General features: G+C 35.5%; 15 protein-coding genes. 6 read left to right on the top strand and 9 right to left on the bottom strand.

Features of this window, described 5'->3' with window-relative positions; genetic code table 11:
- Positions 1-115: 115 nt before the first annotated feature.
- The 5 genes from QZ657_RS04205 to QZ657_RS04185 form a co-directional block, all read right to left on the bottom strand.
- Entirely contained in the window at positions 116-2524 is a 2409-nt protein-coding gene (locus tag QZ657_RS04205; protein WP_291965159.1) for a glycoside hydrolase family 2 protein, read from the bottom strand.
- Between the two features lie 118 nt (positions 2525-2642).
- Positions 2643-3836 (bottom strand): glycoside hydrolase family 88 protein, encoded by a 1194-nt coding sequence (locus tag QZ657_RS04200; RefSeq protein ID WP_291965157.1) that lies wholly within the window; start codon positions 3834-3836, stop codon positions 2643-2645.
- Positions 3837-3911: 75 nt separating this feature from the next.
- Positions 3912-5426 (bottom strand): RagB/SusD family nutrient uptake outer membrane protein, encoded by a 1515-nt coding sequence (locus QZ657_RS04195; protein ID WP_291965155.1) that lies wholly within the window; start codon positions 5424-5426, stop codon positions 3912-3914.
- An 11-nt stretch (positions 5427-5437) separates the two neighbouring features.
- Positions 5438-8449, bottom strand: a complete 3012-nt coding sequence (locus QZ657_RS04190; protein WP_291965152.1) for a SusC/RagA family TonB-linked outer membrane protein — start codon at positions 8447-8449, stop codon at positions 5438-5440.
- A 198-nt stretch (positions 8450-8647) separates the two neighbouring features.
- Positions 8648-12760, bottom strand: a complete 4113-nt coding sequence (locus QZ657_RS04185; RefSeq protein WP_291965151.1) for a two-component regulator propeller domain-containing protein — start codon at positions 12758-12760, stop codon at positions 8648-8650.
- Positions 12761-13182: 422 nt separating this feature from the next.
- Here QZ657_RS04185 and QZ657_RS04180 point away from each other — a divergent pair, with 422 nt between their 5' ends.
- The 6 genes from QZ657_RS04180 (at position 13183) to QZ657_RS04155 (ending at position 19872) form a co-directional block, all read left to right on the top strand.
- The gene (locus tag QZ657_RS04180; RefSeq protein ID WP_291962601.1) at positions 13183-14013 is read left to right on the top strand and encodes an SDR family oxidoreductase; all 831 of its coding nucleotides are present in this window, start codon (positions 13183-13185) and stop codon (positions 14011-14013) included.
- A gap of 15 nt (positions 14014-14028) precedes the next feature.
- Positions 14029-15213 carry a mannonate dehydratase gene (gene uxuA / locus QZ657_RS04175; protein WP_291962603.1) on the top strand — a complete coding sequence of 395 codons (1185 nt, stop codon included), beginning with the start codon at positions 14029-14031 and terminating at the stop codon, positions 15211-15213.
- A gap of 16 nt (positions 15214-15229) precedes the next feature.
- Entirely contained in the window at positions 15230-16069 is an 840-nt protein-coding gene (kduI, locus tag QZ657_RS04170; RefSeq protein WP_276471836.1) for a 5-dehydro-4-deoxy-D-glucuronate isomerase, read from the top strand.
- Positions 16070-16080: 11 nt separating this feature from the next.
- Complete coding sequence (locus QZ657_RS04165) at positions 16081-16875, top strand: gluconate 5-dehydrogenase (protein WP_291962605.1); 795 nt, start codon at positions 16081-16083, stop codon at positions 16873-16875.
- Between the two features lie 12 nt (positions 16876-16887).
- Complete coding sequence (locus QZ657_RS04160; RefSeq protein ID WP_291965148.1) at positions 16888-18069, top strand: DUF4861 family protein; 1182 nt, start codon at positions 16888-16890, stop codon at positions 18067-18069.
- A gap of 102 nt (positions 18070-18171) precedes the next feature.
- Positions 18172-19872, top strand: coding sequence for a GMC oxidoreductase (locus QZ657_RS04155; protein WP_291965146.1), 1701 nt, complete (start codon positions 18172-18174; stop codon positions 19870-19872).
- A gap of 43 nt (positions 19873-19915) precedes the next feature.
- Here the strand turns inward: QZ657_RS04155 and QZ657_RS04150 are convergent, their stop codons facing one another.
- The 4 genes from QZ657_RS04150 to QZ657_RS04135 form a co-directional block, all read right to left on the bottom strand.
- On the bottom strand, positions 19916-20890 hold the full coding sequence (locus tag QZ657_RS04150; RefSeq protein ID WP_291962610.1) for a Gfo/Idh/MocA family protein: 975 nt from the start codon (positions 20888-20890) through the stop codon (positions 19916-19918).
- 101 nt (positions 20891-20991) lie between these two features.
- On the bottom strand, positions 20992-22404 hold the full coding sequence (locus tag QZ657_RS04145; RefSeq protein WP_291962612.1) for a purine-cytosine permease family protein: 1413 nt from the start codon (positions 22402-22404) through the stop codon (positions 20992-20994).
- Positions 22405-22418: 14 nt separating this feature from the next.
- The gene (locus tag QZ657_RS04140) at positions 22419-23567 is read right to left on the bottom strand and encodes an alpha-hydroxy acid oxidase (RefSeq protein ID WP_291965144.1); all 1149 of its coding nucleotides are present in this window, start codon (positions 23565-23567) and stop codon (positions 22419-22421) included.
- A 10-nt stretch (positions 23568-23577) separates the two neighbouring features.
- On the bottom strand, positions 23578-24951 hold the full coding sequence (locus tag QZ657_RS04135; protein ID WP_276471829.1) for an FGGY-family carbohydrate kinase: 1374 nt from the start codon (positions 24949-24951) through the stop codon (positions 23578-23580).
- Positions 24952-24960: the final 9 nt, after the last annotated feature.

The following is a 24960-nucleotide window of genomic DNA, read 5'->3' as shown; positions in this document are numbered from 1 at the left end:
CTTTAAAGGCATTGACATGTACAAACGAAAAGAAAGAAATATTTAGTTTTTAAAGTATAAAAATGCCGTGTTCCATTAGTAGAACACAGCATTTAACTAACTACACAAATAATCATTATTTTTCAATACTTAAATAAGTTCCTTTGAAATTCTGATTCATTACCATTACTTTTAAAGTAGTATCTGTATCATCAGGTTTTATTTCTAAAGACGCTTTACCATTGGCCATACCGATTACTTCACTTCCTGTGGGCGTACCCTGATTTTTTATGCTGCAACCACCTTCTAAAGTTTGAAAATAAACCTTCTCTTCATAATCTAAACATCTTAAACCGTTTTCATCAACGGCAATTGCGGTGATCATGTAATTACCATCATCTAGTTTTTCTGCCGTTAAATTTAATCCTACGGCCACGTCGTTTTTGATATATCTATAGTTTACCTCAACGGCATCTTCCACAACATTTCCATTTTCATGCTTGGCTACTGCCATGAGTCTATTATCTCCTTCTAAAAATTCTACATTCCAGGTTAAACCTGATGCAGGAAATTTATTGATATCCTTTACTCTTGTACCAAGAGAATTTCCATTATGAAACAGGGTGACTTCTTTACAATTGCTAAAAACGCTTATTTCTCTTTTTTTACCTTTTAGACCCTGCCTATCTGTCCAACTATGCGATTCTATATATGCAAATGGTTCTTTTGCCCAATAACTTTTAAATACATAAAATGCATCTTTAGGGTTACCTGAACGGTCAACTAAACCTTTTTGGTTCATGTACGGAATATCATTCTCTGGTCGTAATGGTGTGCCAAAATCTTTAAAAGCCCATTGCACGTTACCTACAAAAGTAGAATCTGTCTCAGAAATTCGTAAATGCCAATCAAAAAGATCTACAATATAATTCTCGCTCCAGTCGCCTATTTGGGCAATATTAGCCGCTTTGGTCTGCACTATGGCCTCTTCCCATCCGTCTGAATTTATAACGCCTTCGCCGGAAATAGGGTTTTCTGTATGCCGACCAACATGACTTGAACCACCATATTCTGCATGTAAAAAACTTTTATACTGAGGTTTGTAAGTATCTATAGCCTTTTGATAACTTTTATAGCTACCCGAATACCACCCAGACCAAATAGAAGGAGAAAATATATCTACAATATTTGCGCCTTCATAGTACTTGCGTATGGCAGTTTTTCGACTTGGGTCCATATTATGCGCAATGGTATTGAGCTCAGTTAAAAACGTATTCATGTTTTCAGTATTATCGCCATTTTCAAAATCGGGCAACCAGTACATTTCATTACCCAAAGACCATATAATAACACTTGGATGGTTAAAATTTTGATGAATCATTTCTTGTAACATATTTTTAGTGTTCTTTTGCCAAACCTCTCCACCTAAACCGCCACGACACCACGGCAACTCATCCCAAACCAACAGACCTAGCTCATCACAAGCTTTATATATTTCTGGATCTTGAGGGTAATGTGCCAAGCGAACAAAATTTGCACCCATTTCCTTTATGAGCTCCATATCTTTTCTATGAAGCTCATTAGACATTGCTGCCCCAACACCTGCATGTTCTTCATGTCTATGCGTACCACGTAACAGAACCCTTTTGCCGTTTAAGTAAAAGGGACCATTCTCCTCAAATTCAAACCATCTAAAACCTACTCTTTCAGAAACTTTATCCAATTCTTCATCACCGCTCTTTAAATGAACATCAACAGTATATAAATATGGTGAATCAATGTCCCAAAGTTTGGGTTTTTGAATGGTGTTAAAGCTGACTCTCATAGAGTTGCCCATAACTTTCTCTAATTCTGAACTTATTATTTTACCTTCAGGGTTTCTCAAAAAAACATGTAACATTAAATCAGATAAATCTTCATTTACAATTAAAGGTACATCGACAACTAATTTTGCCGATTCTCTAGAAACCGTAGGTGTGGTTAATTTTATTTTACCAATAGATTGCTCTGGTCTAGTTATTAACCAAACATCTCTTGTAATACCGCCGTAAATAAAAAAATCGCTTTTTTGAGAAGGAATAATATTTGGGTCATAGCCATTATCGACCTTTACCATTAATTCATTTTTTCCTATTTGAACATAAGGTGTAATATCAATTTCAAAACCTAGATAACCACCTATATGGGCACCGGCTTCCTCACCGTTTACGTAAACTGTTGTACTAATATTTGAACCTTCAAAATAAAGTAGATATGTATTATTTTCAATTACATTATCTAGAACAATGTCTTTCTTATACCAACTTATTGCTCGCCGGTAACCGGGTTCGCTATCTAGCACATCTTCACTGTTCCAAGTATGTGGTAAATCTATTGACTTCCAATCTAATTGAGCATTGGCAATATTAATTTCCTCCGTGGAATATTCCAAGTAAGACCAATTTTCATTAATGTTCTGTTTTGTTCTTAAACTGATATTATCCTCTTTTTGAGTACAGCTTATAAATAGAACTACGCATAAAAAAAGGTTATAATAAAATTTCATTTTCAAGCTTTTAACCTTAAGGAACACTAGGTCCTAAAAACTAGTGGACTCTTAAACATATATTATTTTTGACTGAGCAATTGGTGCATTGACTTCAAAGAAACATAGAGTCAGTTATTCATATTTTTTTTAAGTTCCGTTTCCTTAACAAGGCCTCTAAAAAATAATAATCACCATATACTATAGGCTCGTCCATTTCGTCATTTTTGGGCCAATTACCAGTACTATGCTTTAGGATAAAAGGCGCATCATTATTTGTGTCGAGTATATATTCTGTTGTCTGCAGATTTTTTAAGACTTTATCTGCATATGCTACATATTTTGGATTATTATCATACTTGGTCAATTCATAAAATGCAGACGAAACAATTGTAGCAGCAGATACATCTCTTACCGCATTTGGTATTTCCGGATCATTAAAATCCCAATAAGGTATACCATCTTTTCTTAAATTAGGATGATTTAAATAGAACTTAGCACTAGCCTTTGCCCGCTCTAAATATTTTACATCTTTGGTATATCTGTAACACATAGTGTAGCCATAAATAGCCCAGGCCTGACCCCTTGCCCATGCAGAATTTGCATTATAACCTTGATGTGTAACCTTATCCTTTGATTTCCCTGTAATGGTATCATACACCACAACATGAAAACTACTATTATCTTCTCTAAAATGGTTTTTCAATGTGGTATTTGCATGGGAAACCGCAATTTTATGATAGGTACTATCGCCAGAAATTTTAGTAGCTTCAAACATCAACTCCAAATTCATCATATTGTCTATAATTACTGGAAATTCCCATATATCCCGGTTAAAATCCCAAGAACGTAGACTACCAACATTTTTATTGAATCTAGAACTTAAAGTGTTTGCAGCGTCAATGATTACTTGCTCATAATGTGCATTAGGTGCTACTTTGAGACCTTCGCCAAAACTTGAAAAAATTTTGAAACCCATGTCATGTGTACCCCCATTTAATTTCTCTTTTTCCATAAATACCGTCCAAGCTTTTGCCTTTTTCTTGTATTCTGAATTATTGGTAAGTTGATATAAATGCCATAAATTACCTGGAAAAAACCCACTAGTCCAATCTTTAGATGGCACTTTGCGAACCTTTTTAGTCTTTAAATTATAGTTTCTAGGAAAACCTACAGAATCTAAAGGATACGCTAACAATTTGGTGTAGCGTAGCTGCAATAAGGAGTCAATTGACACCGTAGTAGTTTCCTTTTGTTCTCTTTTATTTGATTTACATGCGCTGACGAGGAAAAAGAAACCAAAAATTAAGATAATATAACTAATTCTATTCATTTATCTCTTTTTAAACATACTCCTTTGAAAACCTCAATTAATTAAAAATGAACCTCAAAGGAGTTTTGATTGAATTTAATATCCTGGATTATTAGGTGCTAAATTTGGATTTCTGTCCAACTCATCAAAAGGCAGTGGAAACAGGTAATCTCTATTGGGGTCAAAGTTAGGTTGAGGCTCTAAACCGCTTGCTCCAAAAACCTCAGGTCCAATTTGTCTTCTTTTAATATCGTACCATCTTTTGAACTCAAAAGCAAGCTCCCATTTTCTTTCTTCAAGTACCATATCCCTAAAATCTGTTTGTGAAATACCTCCTGTAATATTCTCGGGATATTCAGAGCCATTACCAGACCTTGCTCTTTCACGTACGCGATTTACATAGCCCGCAGCTTCCGCTGAACCTGGGCTAACTTCATTTAAAGCCTCTGCAGCTATTAAAAGTATCTCTGCATAACGCATTAGACCATAATTTAAGCTAGAAGCTCTACCATTACCTGTTCCTGTAGGACCTATAGCCCGTGTATACTTAGCAATGTAAGCGCTTGGTATATTTCTGGAATCAAATTCAGGAAATTTTGTAAAAGGTTCAATTACACCTCCAAAAATACCTGTTGTATCTAAACTAACGGCTTTACGGTAATCTCTGCCATCCCAAGTATTGTATACTTCTATAGAAGGTACGGCCACAGACCAACCACCACCAATATCACCTCTTTCATTACCCCTAATGCCTGTTAACGCAGGAGCGTAATCTCTACCTGTATCTCCATTACTAAATCCATTAAAATCTAAACTCAATAAAAATTCATTAGTACTTGATTGCTTGCTATAATCAAAAAGATCTTGAAAATCTGCGGCTAAACCTATTTGAAACTTCGCTTCATTATCTATTACAAATTTTGCTTGATCATACGATTTTTGATATTCACCCAATGTTAGATAAACTGATGCCAAAAAACCAGCTGCAGTTGCCTTTGTAGGGTACGCAGATGAAGGCTGCGTTTCCGGTAGCGTTGATAATGCTTGCTCTAAATCTTTAATAATGTTTGCATACACCTCATCAACAGAAGATTTAGTTAGTTGTTTCGCTTCTTCAATATCATTGACAGGTGTGTCCAAATAAGGTATTGCCCCAAACAATCTTACTAAATGATAATATGTATAAGCTCTAAAAAAATATGCTTGACCGGTTATTGGGTCTATTTGATCAGGTTCAGCGTCAATTAAAGCTGCACCGGCAATAGCTTCGTTCGTACCTGCAATTACTTGATATGCCTTTGGCCAAAGGGCTGTTACCATACCGTTATCAGGTCCCATAGAAAAGTTATCCACTTCTTGTCTGCGGCCAGGGGTACCAGCGTCGCCTATTGTGGCCATATCACTTCTTAACATGATAGGTAATGACAATTTTCTTCCCCAATATGCCTCTGTAGCCATGTTGCCAATAGCACCGTTTATTAATGTCTGTATATCTTGTGGAGAATTTACGAGACCGTCTGGTGAAAGCCTACCTACAGGTACTTCTTCCAAATCTGAACAACTTATAAATATGGCAACCAAGAGTAGTCCTAAATATTTAATATTTTTCATAATTTTTTTCTTTAGAATTTTAAGTTTACTGATATTGTATAAGATCTAATATTAGGGTAACTACCATAATCGAAACCTCTATTGGTATTACTATTTTGGTTACCGCTACTTCTATAACTAGCTTCGGGATCTGTACCCGGAAAGTCTGTAAACGTTAGCAAATTTTGTCCACTAAGACTCAGCCTAATGCCGTTCATTCCAATTTTATTAGCGACATCAAACGGAATATTATATCCAAGTGACAGGTTTTTTAATCGTACATAACTACCGTCATATACAAAACGATCTGTGATACGTTTTTCACGAACTGCCGCCGAAGGAATATTGGTATTGGTATTAGACGGGGTCCATGCATTTAAAACATCTGTGGTTGCATTAGACTCGCCAGAAGCCAACTCCAAGAAAGTATAACTAAAAATGTCACCGCCTACCGAAGCTTGAAAGAAAACATTTAAATCAAAATCTTTATACCTAAAGCTATTGTTAAGACCTGCCTGCCAGTCTGGGTTGGGGTCACCAATAATTTTACGATCATCACCATCAATTACACCATCATCATTTAAATCTGAAAATAATTCGTCACCGGCAACTGCGTTTGGATAACCAGCCGTACCAGGTTCAGGTGTACCTTGATTTACTCCTCTATATTCATAGCCCCAAAATACGCCTACAGGCTCACCTTCTCTTAACAGGTGCGTTTCATCTTGCAAGAATGATCCTGGTGAAGAATCTAAAAATATATCTTGACCATCAACTAAAGCCACAACTTCGTTTCTATTGCGCGACCAATTAAAATCTGTAGACCAAGAAAAATTCTCTTTTACGATATTTTTGGTATTCAAAGTAATTTCAAAACCTTTGTTATTGATTTCACCAATATTGCGTAAAGAGGTTAAATTTGCAAAACCTATATATTCTGGAGCAGAGGAATCCCCCAATATCAAATCTTTTGTATCTATCGTATAGAAATCTAACGTTAGCCCAATTCTATCGTTAATTAGACCTAAATCTAACCCCAAGTTAGTTTGATATGATGTTTCCCATTTTAAATTAGGATTCGCCAATTGCTCAGGAACCACAGCATTTACGACCTGATCGCCAACATTAGAGTAAATACTTTCAAAATTTGCTAAAGATTGGTAAGGTGAAATAGCCGGGTTACCGGTTACACCATAACTAGCACGTAACTTTAAATTAGAAATTGTTTCACTATCCTTTAAAAACTGCTCGTTAGAAATTCTCCAACCAAGAGCTCCTGAAGGAAAGAAAGCATATTTATTATTTTTTGAAAAATTAGAAGCACCGTCTCGTCTAGCTGTAAAAGTCACTAAATAACGATCATCATATTCATAATTAAACCTACCAAACTGAGAAATGATCTCTTGTTCTGTCAAAGAAGAAAACGGAGTTTGTATATCTGAGCCAGCACCTAAATTAAAATAGCTTAAACTGTTACTAATGAAGTTTTGTGCCGCTGCCCCATAAGATTCATTTCTAGACTTTTGATATGAATACCCTAACAATGCCGTTAAATTACCTTTACCGATCTCTTTGGTATACGTTAGGTAGTTTTCTGAAAGAATATTGGTACCTTTTAAAGACTCTACACTACCAATACCACCTTGAACACTTGCCTGCCCTATTAAGGTAGAAGGTAAAAATCTACCTCTTGTTCTATTCTCAGAACTAAATCCAAAAGTCGTTTTAAAGGAAAGACCATCTAAAATTGTATAATCAGCATAGAAATTAGCCCTGTAATCATCGGTTTTAGTTTCATCAATGGATTCTGTAGCTATCGCAAAAGGGTTATCGAACTGATCACCAACAGGATTTGTAGTATTAACACCGTTTTCATCTTGCACTGGTGTATCTGGTGCAAAACGATAGGCTGTAGAAATCACATCTCCTCCCCCACTGCCGCCGCTACCTGCCTGGCTTTGAACGCCATCTTTTGTACCTCTATTGGCATAAGCGTTAAAACCAAGTTTTAACTTATCGGTAGCCTGAACATCTATATTACTTAAAAATGAAAATCGTTCGAATCCAGAATTGATTACAACCCCCTTTTGATTGAAATAATTACCGGATACATAATAATTTATTTTTTCAGAGCCACCAGAGAACGAAAGTTGATGATTTTCAACTGTACCAGTTCTATATATTAAATCTTGCCAATCTGTTTCGGCATTACCTTGTACATATGCAGGATTAATTACTTGACGATAAGCACCGAATTGCGTTGCATTTAACAAGTCTAATCGGTTGGAAACGTTTTGTGATGAGTAACTACTATTAAGTTCTATCTGCATTTTACCGCTACGCCCCTTCTTAGTTGTTACCAATATAACTCCGTTAGCACCCCTAGATCCATAAATAGCCGTTGCTGAAGCATCTTTTAGAACCTCTATAGATTCTATATCAGTAGGTTGCGGTAAAGAACCTCCTACAAAACCATCTACAACCACAAGCGCCGCACTACTTGCACCAATTGAGGTATTACCTCTAATACTTACATTAATGGGAGCACCTGGTTCACCACCATTGTTTGACTGAACCGCTACACCGGCAGCCCTCCCTTGTAGCGCTTGTTCTGCATTTAATACGGGGAAAGCTGCAAGTTCTTCTGCCTTAACCGAAGAAACCGAACCGGTAATATCACTTTTCTTTTGTGATCCATAACCAACCACTACCACTTCTTCCAGTTGACTGGCATCTTCAACAAGAATTACATTTAATACCTTTTCACCATTTAATGTTATTGATTTTTTGGCATAACCTATAGATGAGAACTCTAAAACATCGCCCTTCTTAGCGGATATTGAATAATTACCGTCAAAATCAGTAGAAGTTCCGGTAGTTGTATTTTTAATGACAATGCTGGCTCCAGGTACAGGAAAATTTTGCTCATCTGTTACCGTACCAGATAAATTATAACTCTCTTGGGCGAAACCTAAGCCAGTTATGATCAAAAAACAACTAAAAAGTAGCATTTTGATCCATTTTGTTTTTTCATGTGTTAACATAAGTTTGATTTTTTGAGTTTTGTTGATTATTAATACATCAGATTTCTTGTTTCAACAACATAGATAAAATGGAATACTAATTATTGAATTAGAATATCTCCTTGTTTTCAAAACTATGTATATATCTGATAATAATAATCCAAAAATAGGGGGTCAAAAATACATATTCACCTAAAAAAACCTTGTAAATACTAGTATTTAATCTATATCATATAGATTTTCTGAGAATTTATCAATATATGCAGAAGGACTTAAACCGTATTTTTTTTGGAAGCACTTGCTAAAGTATTTCGGATTTTTATATCCGACCATATAACTTATTTCAGATATATTTAAACTTCCTTTCTCCAATAACTGAGCAGCACGTTTCATTCTAATTTCTTGAATGAATTCATTGGGGGTAAAATTAGTCCAAGCTTTTATTTTTGTAAATAATAAGGTTCTACTAATACCAAGTTCGGTACTAAAGGTTATGATATCAAATTGATCGTTTGAAATATTCTCCTCTACAATAGAGAGTGCTTTTTTAAGTAATTGCTCATCTAATGAAGAAATGGCTATATCATTGGGTGCAAAATTCTGATCTGCAGCAAATTTAGATCTCATTCTACTTGAAGAATCTATCAAATTTTTTACTCTTAATTTAAACTCTTTTACGTTAAAAGGTTTACTTATGTAATCATCTGCCCCACTTTCCAGACCTTCATATTTATATAACAAAGAGGTTCTAGAGGTTAATAACACTACAGGTATATGACTGGTCTTTATGTTTTCCTTAATTTTAGCACAAAGTTCTGTACCTACCATTTCCGGCATGATCACGTCTGAAATGATTAATGAGGGTATATATTTTAATGCGGTGACCATAGCTTCTTTACCATTATTTGCTTCAAGAATGTTATAAGAATCTTTCAATAAGTCTTTAATAAACCTTCTAAGGGGTACATTGTCTTCTACCAAGAGTACAACATCACGCTCCTTATCAAGGACTATTGTTTCTGTATTAAGAAAAGACTTCTCCAATAAAGTATCTGTTAATTGCGAAGTATATAAACCTAGGTCATCACTAAACTTAAAATCTTGAATTATTTCTTCATCAAGAATATGTGCACTTCCTAATTTAAGTTCTACAACAAAAACACTACCGCTATTTTTTCCATTTTGGACAGAAATATAACCCTTATGAAGTTCAACAATACTTTTTGCAATGGATAGCCCTATACCGGTACCTGTGCCTTGAACAGAATCGGCAGAAACATATTCTGGGACTTCAAAAAAGCGTTCAAAAACTTTACTTTTATACTTATGAGGTATACCCGGACCCGAATCAATTACCTTAATTATTACCGACTGTTTTTCTTTTTTAACAACAATTTCTATAGTACCATTGACCGGAGTGTATTTAAATGCATTTGAAATAAGATTATAAAATACCTGCTCTAGCTTAGATCTATCATAATAAACCAATATCTCATCATTACTTGTTTCAAAAGAATATTGGTAATTATTAACTTTTGCGAATTCTGAGAATGACAAGTATATTTCCCTTAAGAATTTTACTAAATTACCTTCTGCCGCTTCAAGCGTAAAATTTTTATGTTCAAGCTTTCTAAAATCCATTAATCTATTGATCAACTGTAATAAATGATTCGCATTACTTTCAATGACCAGAAGTTTTTTGTAAACAACTCTACTACCCTTATAATTTTCTAGCAACTGCTGTAATGGACCTGTAATTAGGGTTAAAGGAGTTCTAAATTCATGCGATATATTTGTAAAAAAACGCAGTTTGGCAGCGTTGACCTCTTGGTTTCTTTCGTTTTCTAAATGCTCTAATTGTAATTTATGCTTAAGCTTGGTTTTTGATCTAATAATATTATAGAGCCCAAACAGCCCCATAACTATAAATAAGGTATAAAGAAAAAGCGCCCAACTACTTAACCATGGCTCCGGTTTTACCAAAATAACCAATGATGTTGGCGTAACATTCCATAGTCTGTCATTATTAGCGCCTTTTACCTCAAAAATATATTTACCCGGTTTTTGTATGGTATAGTTAGCCCTGGTACGATCGGTAATTATCCAATTATCGTCTAAGCCTACCAAACGGTATTGGTATTGATTACTATCTGGATTTATAAAATTGGGTATAGAATAATCTATTGAAAAATTCGCTTTGTCATATTCTAGAACTATTTCTTTGGTAAATGGCATACTTTGCGTTAAAATACTATTTTCCCCATCTACAGAAATAGAATTATTTTTAACCTTTAAATCTGTCAAAATAACTTGAGGAGCGTAATTATTTCTGGCTAATTTACTTGCATCAAAATAAGATACACCTTCTGCCCCTCCAAAATAAAATTTTGTTTTATCAATTTTTAAAGCAGCACCACTACTAAACTCATTACCAACAAGGCCATCCTTCTTAGTGTAGACCACAAAAGTATCTTCTGGCACATTATACTTTAATATTCCTTGGTTACTACTCATTAATAAGGTATTATCGGTACCTTCTAGAATAGAATAAATTGAAGTTATTTGATTATTGGAATTTAGCTTTATATTTTTAAATTTTCTACCATCATATCGGTAAAGTCCCTTGGCCCTGATACCAACCCATATAACACCATTACTATCTTGAAAAACAAAAAGAATATCATCGCCCGAATCGGTTTCTGGATCGTAAAAAAACCTAGTAACATTGGCATTGGAATAACCTTGTTCAGAAAGAGGTAAAAGATTAAGACCGCTTTGGGTACCAATCCAAATATTTGAATTTTTATCTACCAATAAACTTCTGACCCGATCACTGGATAAACTATTTTTTTCACCAGAAAAATGTACAAATTCATCTATAGATTTACTTTTGGTATTGTACTTGATTACACCCTGCCCAAATGTACCTAACCAAACATCATTATTTATACCTGTTTTAATAGCGTATACACCTGCTTGATCAAGTAATTGATTCAGCTGGTCTGACACCAAATTGTTCTTAAATCTTTTGGTTTTTATATTATAGGTTTTTACTCCTTTATTAAAGGTTCCTATCCACAAATTTGTTTTATTTAGCATTAGTGATTTTATATTATCACTCTGCAACATATTTGAATTTACAGTATTTATATAATCTGTTTGGTTTTGTTTTTTATTGAAAATAGTTAGACCACCACCTTCAGTACCAAAATATATATTTCCATTATCGTCATTTACTATAGAGCTTACAACTTTATGTCCTAGTCGTTTTTTTCCAAAATTTTCAGTATAATTGATAAAATTGGCATTAGAAATATCCCAAATATCTACACCGCCATAATAAGAACCTACCCAAATAGAACCCTTTCTATCTTTATAAATGGATTTAATATAATTATGGCTTAAACTATTTTCATCAGATGGTTCATATGTAATAGACTTAGCATTATCATCTTTATCGAATACAGTAATTCCGTTAGAACTGCCAACCCATAACATTCCATTATCCCCAGCCCTTACGGCTCTCACATCTTCATTTTCCTTGATTGTTTTATTTGGTAAAAAACGTTCCGATATTAAATCAAATTTTAACAGCCCCATATTCTTAGTGGCAATGCACATAGTATTTTCATCGCAAGCGGAAATGTCTTGAACAAAAGGATCTTTTTCATTACCAGATGGTCTAAAAACGGTAAAATCAAATTTATGGTCTTTTGATGCTCTTACTTTACATAATCCTTTTGAGGTACCTAGCCATACGGTTCCGTTCTTCGCCTCTATTATACTTAGAACATAATTAGAAGGCAACCCACTACTACTCTTGGGATTTTCTGTATAAATATTAGTAAATCTATCATTGATTTTGTCATAAATAGAAACTCCATTTGATGTGCCTATCCAAATTTTACCATCAGAAAGTTCTTCTATGTCCCATATAGTATTATTACTAAGTGATGTTTTATCATTGAAATGATAAAATCGTTTAAATGAATCTTTAACAGGATCATATCTATTTAAACCGTTATAAGTACCTACCCATATGTAGCCATCACTATCTTCTTTTATTGCAAGTATATCACTATTGCTAATAGAGGTACTATCAAAAGCAACATTTCTGTAAACTTTAAAATCATTACCGTCATATAAGTTAAGACCATCTCTTGTACCCAACCACATACGCCCTAAATCATCTTGCTCAATAGTTATTACGGAACTTTGCGATAAACCATCAGAAGTACTTAAGTGTTTAAACTGATAAGTGTTTTTTTCAATTTGAGCAAAGCATAACCAAGGCAATAGCAAAAAACACAACTTGTATAATCTATTTATCATACTATTAAAAATGTAAACTTCTTTAGAAATAGGGTAGTAATAAAAGCAATTTTAGATAAACTTAAACACACTAGTTATATTAAAAAAATTAGCACACGAAATTAATAACCTTATTAACCCCTGACCTTTTTGTCAAAAATTTCATCTATAATTTTACTCAAATTTCTTCACAAATAAAATCTTCAGGATATAGTTTTTAAAGGTAAAATCATTCAAATCATCTGTATTAAACAAGATACTACAGGATGCATAAAAGAAAAGTAAAAAGTAGACTTGTAATATTTAAAATGAACGAATTGACCCCTTAAAATGTACTATTGTTCAAGTAAGTCCTTAGTTCGTTTAAATTAAAATTTTAAAATTTGAGAATAGTGTCAAACGATACTTAAAACAACGCTGACAAAACAAAACAATAAAGCATAATGATAAAAAAAGTAGTAGTATTAACTGGTGCTGGTGGTGTACTTTGTAGCACTTTGGCAAAAGCACTTTCTAAAGAAAGTTATAAAATTGCCGTATTAGATCTTAGCAAAGACGCAGCGCAAAGAGTAGCAGATGAAATTAATACAACTGGCGGCGAAGCTATTGGGGTTGTAGCCAATGTTCTTGACAAAAGTTCATTGGAGAAAGCAAAAAAAGAAGTCAATGACAATTTAGGTCCTTGTGATATTTTGATCAATGGAGCTGGAGGTAACCATCCATTGGGTACTACCAGTAAGCCATATTTAGAAGAAGAAGATTTGATAAATACTACAGAAGGCTTTAAGACCTTCTTTAATCTAGAAACTACAGGTATTGAGTTTACTTTTAATCTTAATTTTATTGGTACACTCTTACCTACACAGGTATTTGCAAAAGACATGATCGGCCGTAAAGGCTGTAGCATTTTGAACATATCGTCCATGAACGCTTTTACGCCATTAACGAAAATACCAGCTTATAGTGGCGCAAAAGCAGCTGTTTCTAATTTTACACAATGGCTGGCCGTTCATTTTTCTAAAGTTGGTATTCGAGTAAATGCTTTGGCGCCCGGTTTTTTTCTAACCGACCAAAACAGAGCATTATTAACGCAAGAAGACGGCTCTTTGACTGCCAGGGGCAATACAATAATAGAACAAACTCCTATGGGGCGTTTTGGAGAACCAGAAGATTTAGTGGGCACTACATTATGGTTGTGCGGAGATTACGCTGCCTTTGTTACCGGCGTTGTGGTACCAATAGATGGAGGATTTAGCGCATTTAGTGGAGTATAAAACAATTATAAAAATATGTTAGAACAAACTTGGAGGTGGTACGGACCAGAAGATCCAGTATCTCTTTCTGATATTAAACAGGCAGGGGCCACAGGTATAGTTTCTGCATTGCACCATATACCAAATGGCGAGGTATGGTCTATATCAGAAATACAGAAAAGAAAAGATTATATAGAAGAAGCAGGTCTTACGTGGTCTGTTGTAGAAAGTGTACCTATACATGAATCTATAAAAACCCAGGCAGATGGCTATATGCACTATGTAGAAAACTACAAATTAACTTTAGCCAATTTAGGGTCATGCAATATAGATATTGTCTGTTATAATTTTATGCCCGTGTTAGATTGGACACGTACAGATTTAGAGTATCAAATGGAAGATGGATCTACTGCACTACGTTTTGAAGCCAAGGCCTTTGCTGCGTTTGAACTTTTTTTGTTAAAAAGACCAAACGCAGAAAAAAGTTATACAGAAGAAGAAATATCTTCAGCTAAAACCTATTTTGATTCTTTAACCAAAAGTGAAAAAGAAAAACTGACCAATAATATTATTGCGGGTCTACCTGGTGCCGAAGAAGGCTACACTTTAGCAGAGTTCAATAGTATTTTAGCTAACTATAAAGACATTACGCCTTTAGACCTAAAAAAGCACTTGTATGATTTTCTAGGACATATCATGCCTACTGCAGAGAAGGCCAAGATTTTAATGTGCATTCATCCAGATGACCCCCCTTACCCAATACTTGGATTGCCTAGAGTAGTAAGTACTCAACAAGATATACTTGAATTGTATAGGGCTATAGACAGCCCCAACTGTGGTCTCACATTTTGCACAGGCTCTTTTGGTGTATTAGAGAATAACGATCTTCCTGAAATGGTTAAACGTTTAGCTGATAGAATACATTTTATTCACTTAAGAAGTACCAAACGAGATAGCGAAGGAAATTTTCATGAAGCTAACCATCTTGAAGGTGATGTAAATATGTACGCTGTAATGAAAGCGTTGATTCTAGAACAGGAAAAAAGAAAAAAAGTAGGCAGAAAAGATATAAGAATGCCCATGAGACCAGATCACGGTCATAAAATGTTAGATGACCTTACAAAAAAAACCAACCCAGGCTACTCTGGCATCGGTAGATTAAGAGGATTAGCGGAACTACGCGGTCTTGAATTAGGAATTAGAAAATCAATACTTAACTAATATTAAAACAATAAAAATGTCAATATCATACGAAACTAGATATGCTTCCAGTCCTGAAGCTGTAAAACAATATGACACTACTGAATTACGCGAAGAGTTTTTAATCAACAATTTAATGCAAGAAGGCAAAATCAATCTTACCTATACCCACTACGATAGGTATATTGCTGGATCTGCAGTACCTGTAGAACCGCTAAAGCTTGAGGCCATTGATCCGCTAAAATCAAAATACTTTTTAGACCGCAGAGAGCTAGGTATCATAAATGTAGGTAGTTCGGGTAAAGTAGAGGTAGATGGTACAGTTTACAGTTTGGGTCATAAAGACGCACTTTACATTGGTATGGGGGCCAAAGAAGTTACATTTAAGAGCGATGACAAAAAAAATGTAGCTAAATTCTATCTGAACTCAGCACCTGCACATACTACATACCCAACCAAAAAAGTTAGTCTTGCCGATGCAAATAAACTTGAACTTGGTTCTTTAGAAACCGCTAACCACAGAACGGTTAGCCAAATGATTATTGGCGGCGTAGTAACCACTTGTCAACTACAAATGGGAATGACAGAGTTAAAGACCGGTAGTGTATGGAATACCATGCCCGCTCATGTTCATGATAGAAGAATGGAAGTTTATTTCTACTTAGATGTACCAGAAGGACAATCTGTTTGTCATTTTATGGGGCAACCACAAGAGACTCGCCATATCTGGATGCAAAACCACGAAGCAGTCATTTCACCACCTTGGTCAATTCACTGCGGTTCAGGCACATCCAACTATACTTTTATCTGGGGTATGGCAGGAGAAAATTTAGATTATAACGATATGGACGTTGCTAAAATAACTGAGTTAAGATAGAAAATAGAAATATGAGTATAGAACTGTTTAATTTAAAAGGAAAAATTGCCTTGGTAACCGGTAGCACCCACGGACTAGGAATGGCCATGGCCAAAGGTTTAGGTAAAGCCGGCGCAATCATTGTAGTCAACGGAAATTCATCTCAACAAAAAATTGATGATGCCGTTGCCCTTTATAAAAGTGAAGGTATTCATGCGGTTGGCTACAAATTCAATGTAGCAGATGAATCTCAAGTCATTAACGCAATAAGTGATATTCAAACTCAGGTAGGACCTATTGACATTTTAGTAAACAATGCCGGTATAATAAAACGTACTCCTTTAGAAGAAATGGAGGTAGCAGATTTTAAACAAGTAATTGATATTGATTTGGTAAGTCCTTTCATAGTATCTAAACATGTTGTAAAAAGTATGATATTGAGAAAACAAGGTAAAATAATAAACATCTGTTCTATGATGAGCGAGCTTGGTCGTAATACTGTTGGAGCTTATGCAGCCGCAAAAGGAGGCCTAAAAATGCTTACCCAAAATATGGCTACGGAATGGGCCAAGCACAACATCCAAACCAATGGTATTGGTCCCGGATATTTTGCCACTTCACAAACTGCGCCCATACGGGTAGATGGGCACCCTTTTAACGAGTTTATAATTAATAGAACACCTGCCGCAAAATGGGGAGACCCTGATGATTTGGCTGGAGCGGCTATATTCCTGGCATCAAAAGCTAGTGATTTCGTTAATGGTCATATAGTTTATGTTGATGGCGGAATTTTAGCCACTATTGGTAAACCAAGTAATGAAAATTAAATATAGAGTTTTATGAGAAAATCCATCCTATTACTAAGTTCCTCTTTACTAATTTGTCTTTTTTCCTGTAAAGAAGAAGGTTTGTCCAACCCACAAATAGTTATTGAAAATACCTCGGGAACAAATCGTTCTTTTGAAACTGTTTCTGTTGATTTGGATAATTTTAAAATTGAAGATTCAGATCAGACCATAGTAATCAGAGATTTAGATTCGAAGGAGGAATTAATATCGCAAGTTGTAGATAAAGATGGTGATAATAGGATGGATATTCTTCTGTTTCAGCCCAAAATGCCCCCGCTTAGCAAAAGGACTTTTGAAGTTATTTTTAAAGAAAAAATTAAAGTACCAGATACTATACCTGCTTGTTATTCAAGATTTGTACCTGAGCGTACCGATGATTATGCTTGGGAGAACAATAGGGTAGCTTTTAGGACATATGGCCCTGTTGCTCAAAAAATGAAAGAAGATGGTGTTAAAGGCGGCACACTATCTAGCGGTATAGACGCTTGGTTAAAAAGGGTAGACTACCCAATCATCAATAAATGGTATCATAAAGAACTAAATACCGAAGGTAGTTACCATAAAGATGATGGTGAGGGTTTAGATAATTTTCATGTTGGTGTTAGCCGAGGTGTTGGCGGTATAGCAAAGAAAGTAGATTCAACTTATTATTACTCTAAAAACTTCACCACGTGGAAAACCATTACTACAGGACCCATAAGAACAAGTTTTGTATTAACTTATGAAAACTGGGACGCAAATGGAAATATGATTTCCGAGGAAAAGAAAATCTCACTGGATTATGGCAGTAATCTGTCAAAATTTGAGATTACGATAAAGGGTACAGATACTATATCCGCAGGACTTACGCTTCATGACAAGGATGGAGAAATTGCGGTAAACGACCAAAATGGTTGGGTAAGCTATTGGGAACCACATGATGATTCTGAGTTAGGTACGGCAATTGTAGTGCCTGATTATAAAATGACCGGTTATGACCATTATATTACCGATAAAAAAGATGAAAGTAATCTATTTGCAAATATTAAGGTAACTGAAATTACGGCTTTATACTATGCAGGTTTTGGCTGGAAAAAAAGTAATCAATTTAAGTCGCAGAAAGAATGGAACGGATATTTGAACATGTTTGCGGAAAGACTAAAAAACCCATTAAAAGTAACCGTTCAACAATAATTCTAAAACCAATTTACCTCTACTTTTAAGGTTTGCGGTATAGTACAGGACACTACCTTTACTACAAAACTGTAATTTTAGAATAAACCCTAAAAATTTATAATGTCAAAAAATATAATGGACGAAACCTATGATGCTATAGTTGTAGGTACTGGTATTAGTGGCGGTTGGGCAGCAAAAGAATTATGTGAAAAAGGTCTAAAGACACTTGTGCTTGAACGTGGTAGAATGGTCAATCATGTAATTGACTACCCGCATATGCACCTAGACCCGTGGGATGTACCAAATGCGGGCACACTTTCTTCTGAAGTAAAAGCAAAATACCCAAAACAGTCACGTTGGAAAATAGACGAGTTCACGAGGCATTTTTTTAATGATGACTCAGAGTATGATTATGACGAAGCCAAACGTTTTGATTGGATTAGAGGTACTCAAGTTGGTGGGCGTTCTTTAATATGGGGCAAACAAACATATCGTTGGTCAGATCTAGATTTTGAAGCAAATGCCAAAGATGGCGTAGGTGTTGATTGGCCTATTCGCTATAAAGATATTGAGCCATGGTATACCTACGTAGAAAAACACGTTGGTGTAAGTGGAGAATCACTGGGTCTACCTCATTTACCAGATAGTGTTTTTTTGAAACCAATGGAATTGAATTGTGTTGAAGAGCATTTTAAAAATGGTATTGAAAAAAATTATGACAATAGAGTGCTTACCATTGGTAGGGTGGCCCATATAACCGAAGGTTCAAAACCCGGTGGCGGTAGAGGAACCTGCCAAAACAGAAATAGGTGTAAACGTGGTTGCCCTTATGGTGCATATTTTAGTTCCAATTCTTCAACCATACCAATGGCCGAAGCCACTGGAAATATGACCTTGAGACCAAATTCTATCGTAACGGAAGTTTTGTACGATAAAAATAAAAAGAAAGCAACCGGTGTTCGTGTAATAGATAGAATGACCAAAGAAGTTATAGAATTCAAGGCAAAAGTCATTTTTCTTTGTGCTTCATCAATGGCATCTACAGCAATATTAATGCAGTCTAAATCAGACGCTTTCCCAAACGGTATGGGTAATGCAAGTGGCGAACTTGGCCACAATATTATGGATCATCAGTTAGGCGGTGGCGCATCGGCAAAAATTGATGGTTATGATGACAAATATTACAAAGGAAGAAGACCTAATGGTTTTTATATACCCAGATTTAGAAATATAGATTCAAAATCAAGTACAAAAGACTTCATTAGAGGTTATGGATATCAAGGTAGTGCCGGCCGTAGTGATTATAGTACGGTAATACCGGAGTACCAATACGGAGCAGAATATAAAGCAGAGATGTTAAAACCTGGCGGATGGAGAATAAATCTAGGTGGGTTTGGAGAAGTACTGCCCTACCATGAAAATCACATGTGGCTAAACTATGACAAACTAGATCAATATGGTTTACCCACTATTGTATTCGATGCCGAGTTTAAGGAAAATGAAAGGCTAATGAAAAAAGATTGGATCATTCAAGCTCAAGAAATGCTGGAAAAATCTGGTTTTAAAGATGTAAGGGCCAACAAAAGAAAATCTCACATGGGCGGTGGCATTCACGAAATGGGAACTGCTAGAATGGGACATAACCCTAAAACATCGGTTTTGAACAAACATAATCAACTACACGAGGTTTCTAACGTTTATGTTACAGATGGTGCTTGTATGACCTCATCTGCAAATCAAAATCCGTCATTAACATATATGGCCCTTACAGCGAGAGCCGCAAACCATGCTGTGGAAGAATTGAAAAAACGTAATATTTAATAGCTAAGTTTTGGGCAAAGTCGGTAAGTGATCGGTAAATCATTTACTGGCGCCCACTTAATTTCTCTAAAGCTTTCATTACTATAATCCCCTCCTTTACAGAACAAGGATTTTCAGATTCCCCATTAAAATAAGATACCACAGATGCAATCATAGGTTCTTGAATATGTTTAGGGTTGCTAAATTTTAAAACATCATTTCTGGTTTTAGTTTTTAAAACCACACATTCACCATAGAAAGAAAAATTTATATTACCGTTTGTACCATATATTATACATTCTTCTTTATTGTTAACTTCAGATCCGTTAAAATTCCAAACCCCTCTAAATTGAACACCGTTATTAAACGCTATTATGCCGTTTACCGTATCTTCTATCATCTCATTTGTAACTGAAGTAGAGAACCCTGCTATGCTTTTAAAAGCACCAAAATAATGATACATTAAATCAATTTGGTGCGGTGCTAAGTCATAAAATAATCCGCCACCAGAAACCTTGGGATCCAAACGCCAATTTTCTTCTGATTGGGCAACTATTTTAGATTTTTTAGGCTGAAGAATTTGTATATCTACAACTAAAATTTCACCAATACTGTTAGCATCAATTAATTCTTTCACCTTTACAAAAGCCGGTAATTTTCTTCTATAATGCGCTACACTTAGTTTTCCTTTTGATTGTTTTACCGCCTCACCGATCATCTCAGCTTCCACAGAAGTCAAAGTCATTGGTTTCTCTAGATATACATTTTTATCTAGGGACAAAGCTTTTAAAGCGTACCTTAAATGAGTTGAGGGCGGAGTTGCAACATATATAGAATTAATATCCTTATGGTTTAATAAATCATCGGCATTATCTGTCCAATAAGGAACATTATGCCTTTTGGCAAAATCTTCCACTTTTGCCCGGTTACGTCGCATGACACCAATTAATTCTGAATTTTCAATTCTATTAAAAGCTGGTCCGCTTTTTACCTCAGCAACATCTCCACAACCAATAATACCCCACCTAATAACCTTCATAACGCCATATACGTTTAAATAATAAAACTAATAAAATGTACTAGATTTGGTCTGGCTTTACGATAGCAATAGTATTTAATAAAGTAGTATACGCTATATAGTTAAAATTTCTTTTGAAACTTTTTACTGAACATTAAAAACAATACGCCGCACAGTAACCATGCAGGTAAGGTAACAAAGGACAAGAAAACTTCAAATTGAATAGATATAAAATAAAAAAGACCAAAACTTATACCCCATGCCAATAGTACCGATTTGCTAAACTTTTCTCCGGATACTTCTGCGTAATTCTTTACGATACCTACTTGTTTATGAAAGAAATGTTCAAATACGATTACCGCACCTACAGGAGCTAAAATAAAACCATACAGTGCTACAAAATCCAGTAATTTCATGGCAAATGCCGGAAAAAGACCAGCAACCGTAGCAATAGAACCTGCCAAAATGGTTACCCAGAATGTAGACGTCTTAGGCATGATCGCTTGAAATGCAAGACCAGCTCTATATATTGTAGGATTAGCGGTTGTCCAACCTGCCAATACTACAGCAAGGATACCGAATACCCCGATTGCGTTGTAAGCCAAAGGACCCGGAGCAACATTAGGAGCCTGACCTTGACTCAATAATGCTTGAGCTTCAGGCGATTGTACGTAAACGGCATATAACAAAGCCGCTGCTATCCAAGCCATATAATGCCCCACATACATACCTGCGGCAGTTGTCCACCCAGAGCTTGCTTTTTTTGCAAAACGAAAAACGGAAAGATCTGACATACCTATATGCATGGCCCCATTTGCAAACCAGGACCAAAAGAAAACATGCCAAAAAGTATACTTAACTTGACCCGGAAATGGCTCACCACCATCACCCCAAATATTCCAAAAATCTTCAAAACTACCAACACCCAATTGTTGTAATGCAACAATACCGCAAGCTACAAATGCCAGAACGATAATTGGAGACATCCAGTTAGCCGCTTTGGAAACGGTATCATAACCCTTAGATGCTATTAATGAAATAACGGCACCGATAACCAGTACTATAATTATCCAAGTAGGACCATTAGGCAAAGTATCTGTCAATTTTGGCATCTCCATATTAAAAGGTATACCTACGGCAGTTGCCGAAACGGTAATCATTGCACCCGCCAAAAAACAGAACAAAATACCGTTGGCCAAATTATAACCGATGACCAGTTTTTTACCGCAAATTTTTTCCAATTGATAATAAAGGGTAAGTCTTCTTTTAACCGCGATTTCCGATGTTAGAAAACGCCAGCTTAATACTGCCATTAAATTGCCCAATAATAACCCTACAATCAAATCAAAAGCACTAACGCCCGTTGTTAAAAACAGGGGACCAATAACAAATTCTGTACCTGCAGCATGTTCGCCCGCGTACATGCCAAGAAAGCTTTTCCAGCTTTTTAATTTAGATTGGGGAACCGGTTCTCTTTCAAATTCACCGCCAGCAATTTCTTCAACAATATCTTCTTCGTGATGGTTTTGGCTCATAATTTTGGTTGTTTTTATTTAATTAGGTGGTTTGGCAAATCTTCGACACGATCGCAACAAAGCTGATCCATTACCTGCTTAAACTGTGTTTTCAACATACTAATAGTGTGATCGCCTCCTTTATTCCCAAGGGCTCCAGTTCCATAAATGAAGGAACGTCCCATGAAAGTAAATTTTGCACCACTTGCCATGGCTCTAGCAATATCAGGACCTGACCGTAGACCACTATCCATCATAACTTCAATTTGATCACTGTATTTTACAGCAATTTCCTGCAGCGAGTTTATAGTTGATTGAGCCGCATCTAATTGTCTTCCACCGTGGTTGGAAACGATAACGCCATCAAAACCCATGCGTATTGCATCTTGTGTATCTTGTTCCGAAGCTACTCCCTTCAATACCAATTTACCCTTCCATTTATCCCTTATCGGCTTTATTTTCTCTTCATTTAGCCTACCGGAAAATGTTTTGTCCATAAAGGCACCCAATTGTTTTAAATTAAGTCCTTCTGGAGTATAAGGTTTTAAAGTTTCAAAAGAGGGTTGGCCATACTTAAGTGTATTCAATGCCCATGTAGGGTTGCCCAAAATCTGCATAATGTTCGCTGCGGTCATTTTAGGTGGTAGTGCCAGTCCATTTTTGAAATCCCTAGGTCGGTAACCAAAGGTGGGAACATCACAAAGTAACACCAATACAGGACAACCTGCTGCTTCGGCCCTGTCAATAATATCATCGCGAATAGCATCATCTACAGGATTATATAATTGAAACCAAGCATTACCTTCTGTAAGTTCACTTGCCTTTTCAATATCCATAGTAGTTACCGTACTAAGTATAAAAGGTATATTATGCTTAAAAGCGGACTTTGCCAAAATTGCAGGTGTATTTGGCCACATTAACCCCTGTAAACCTACCGGTGCTATGCCAAAAGGAGCATCGAACTCCATTCCCATAACTTTAGTTTTAATGGAGCTTGTACCATGATTTCTTAGATAACGGGGCTGTAGTTGAACCTCTCGTATTTCTGAAGTATTTCTGGATATACTAACATCTTCGTTACAACCACCATCCAAATACTCAAAAGCGAACTTTGGAATTCTCCTCATTGCTTTATTTCGTAAATCGTCTACAGATGGATAATCTGAATTGAATTCCTTTGACATATAATTCTACTTATTTGATAATAAAGGGAACGTGTTTTTTCAACGCGTAGTTCTTTTTTAAGAATTTTGAATTAAGCTTCGTGTCAGATATAGCAATGGCGGCACCCAAAGCCGAACCTAATGATGAATCTGTGGTACGTAATTCCATGTTTCTTAGGTAATGGGATACCAGCTTTATATAGACATCATTATCACTAAAACCGCCATCTATGTATAATTTCTCTATATCATCATTACCAGCCGCAGTTTTTATGCTATCTACCTGTAATAAAACCAACTCAACCATTAGTTGATGGTAGGCATGCTCAAATTGATCAAAATTGAATTTTGTTTCTGCCGGCATATTTTTATCAGCAATACTTTCCCATTTAAAGCAATAATTAAAATCTTTCATTATTGCAAAAAACGTATCATAACTAAAAGCGACCGATTTATGATAATCATTGGGCACATTAAAATACTGGGTCAATTTTTTTACTTGCAAACTATATTCATTACCCAAAAATATACGGCTTGCTTTCGCTGGTTTGCCGTTAATTCTCATGTAATTAATACAATTCTTTTCTATATCTTTTTCCGTTAAGTGCTTTTGAGAAAAAGGGTTTAAGGCAATACTCCATGTTCCGGTAGAAACCAAGATAAATTTTTGCTTAATACTTCTTACATAGGGTAGCAATGCCGCAGAACTATCATGAATACCTACACCTATTTTAATGCGTTTACCATTATAGTTCATATTAATACTTGTCTCAGTAGAAACAATTGGGGGCAGTATACGATCTATACCTTCTTTGTAAACCCAAGAATGGTAATCTTTATCTGCATAGTTCCACAAGCCTGTATGACAACCAATACTAGTGTATTCACTTAACGGAATACCCGTAAAAACATAACTTAGGTATTGGGGTAAATGTAATGAAAATGCAATTTTCTCATAGATTTCCGGTTTCGTGTGTTTTATCCAAAACAACTGCATGCCTGAATTTAACATACCCGAATCAGAAGAACCTGTAGCTTTTACAAATTCATTTTTAGGACCATACTTTTCATAAAAATCATTCAAAACCTTTTCATCCATTGGTTTTGTATAATTATACAAAGGGGTAAGTACTTTTCCGTTTTCATCTAGATGTACAAAACTGGCACCGTAAGTAGAAAAATTTATGGCCGTTATATTATGTTCCTTAGCATTAAGAATTCTATCAAAAACCTCTTTTAACCATATCTGTAACGAATGTAAATCTTCCGTCGGATGACCATCTTCATCTTCAATAGGCTCAAATCGAGTATATTCTCGATAGATTTCCTGATAATCTTCGTCAAATAGAAAAAACTTTTTATTGGTCTTTCCTATATCAAATACTGCGGTTACGTTGGTTTTCATACTCTTCAT

The organism is Maribacter sp., from assembly GCA_020629415.1.
GTDB lineage: Bacteria > Bacteroidota > Bacteroidia > Flavobacteriales > Flavobacteriaceae > Maribacter > Maribacter huludaoensis.
This window is presented reverse-complemented; position numbering and strand designations above follow the sequence as displayed.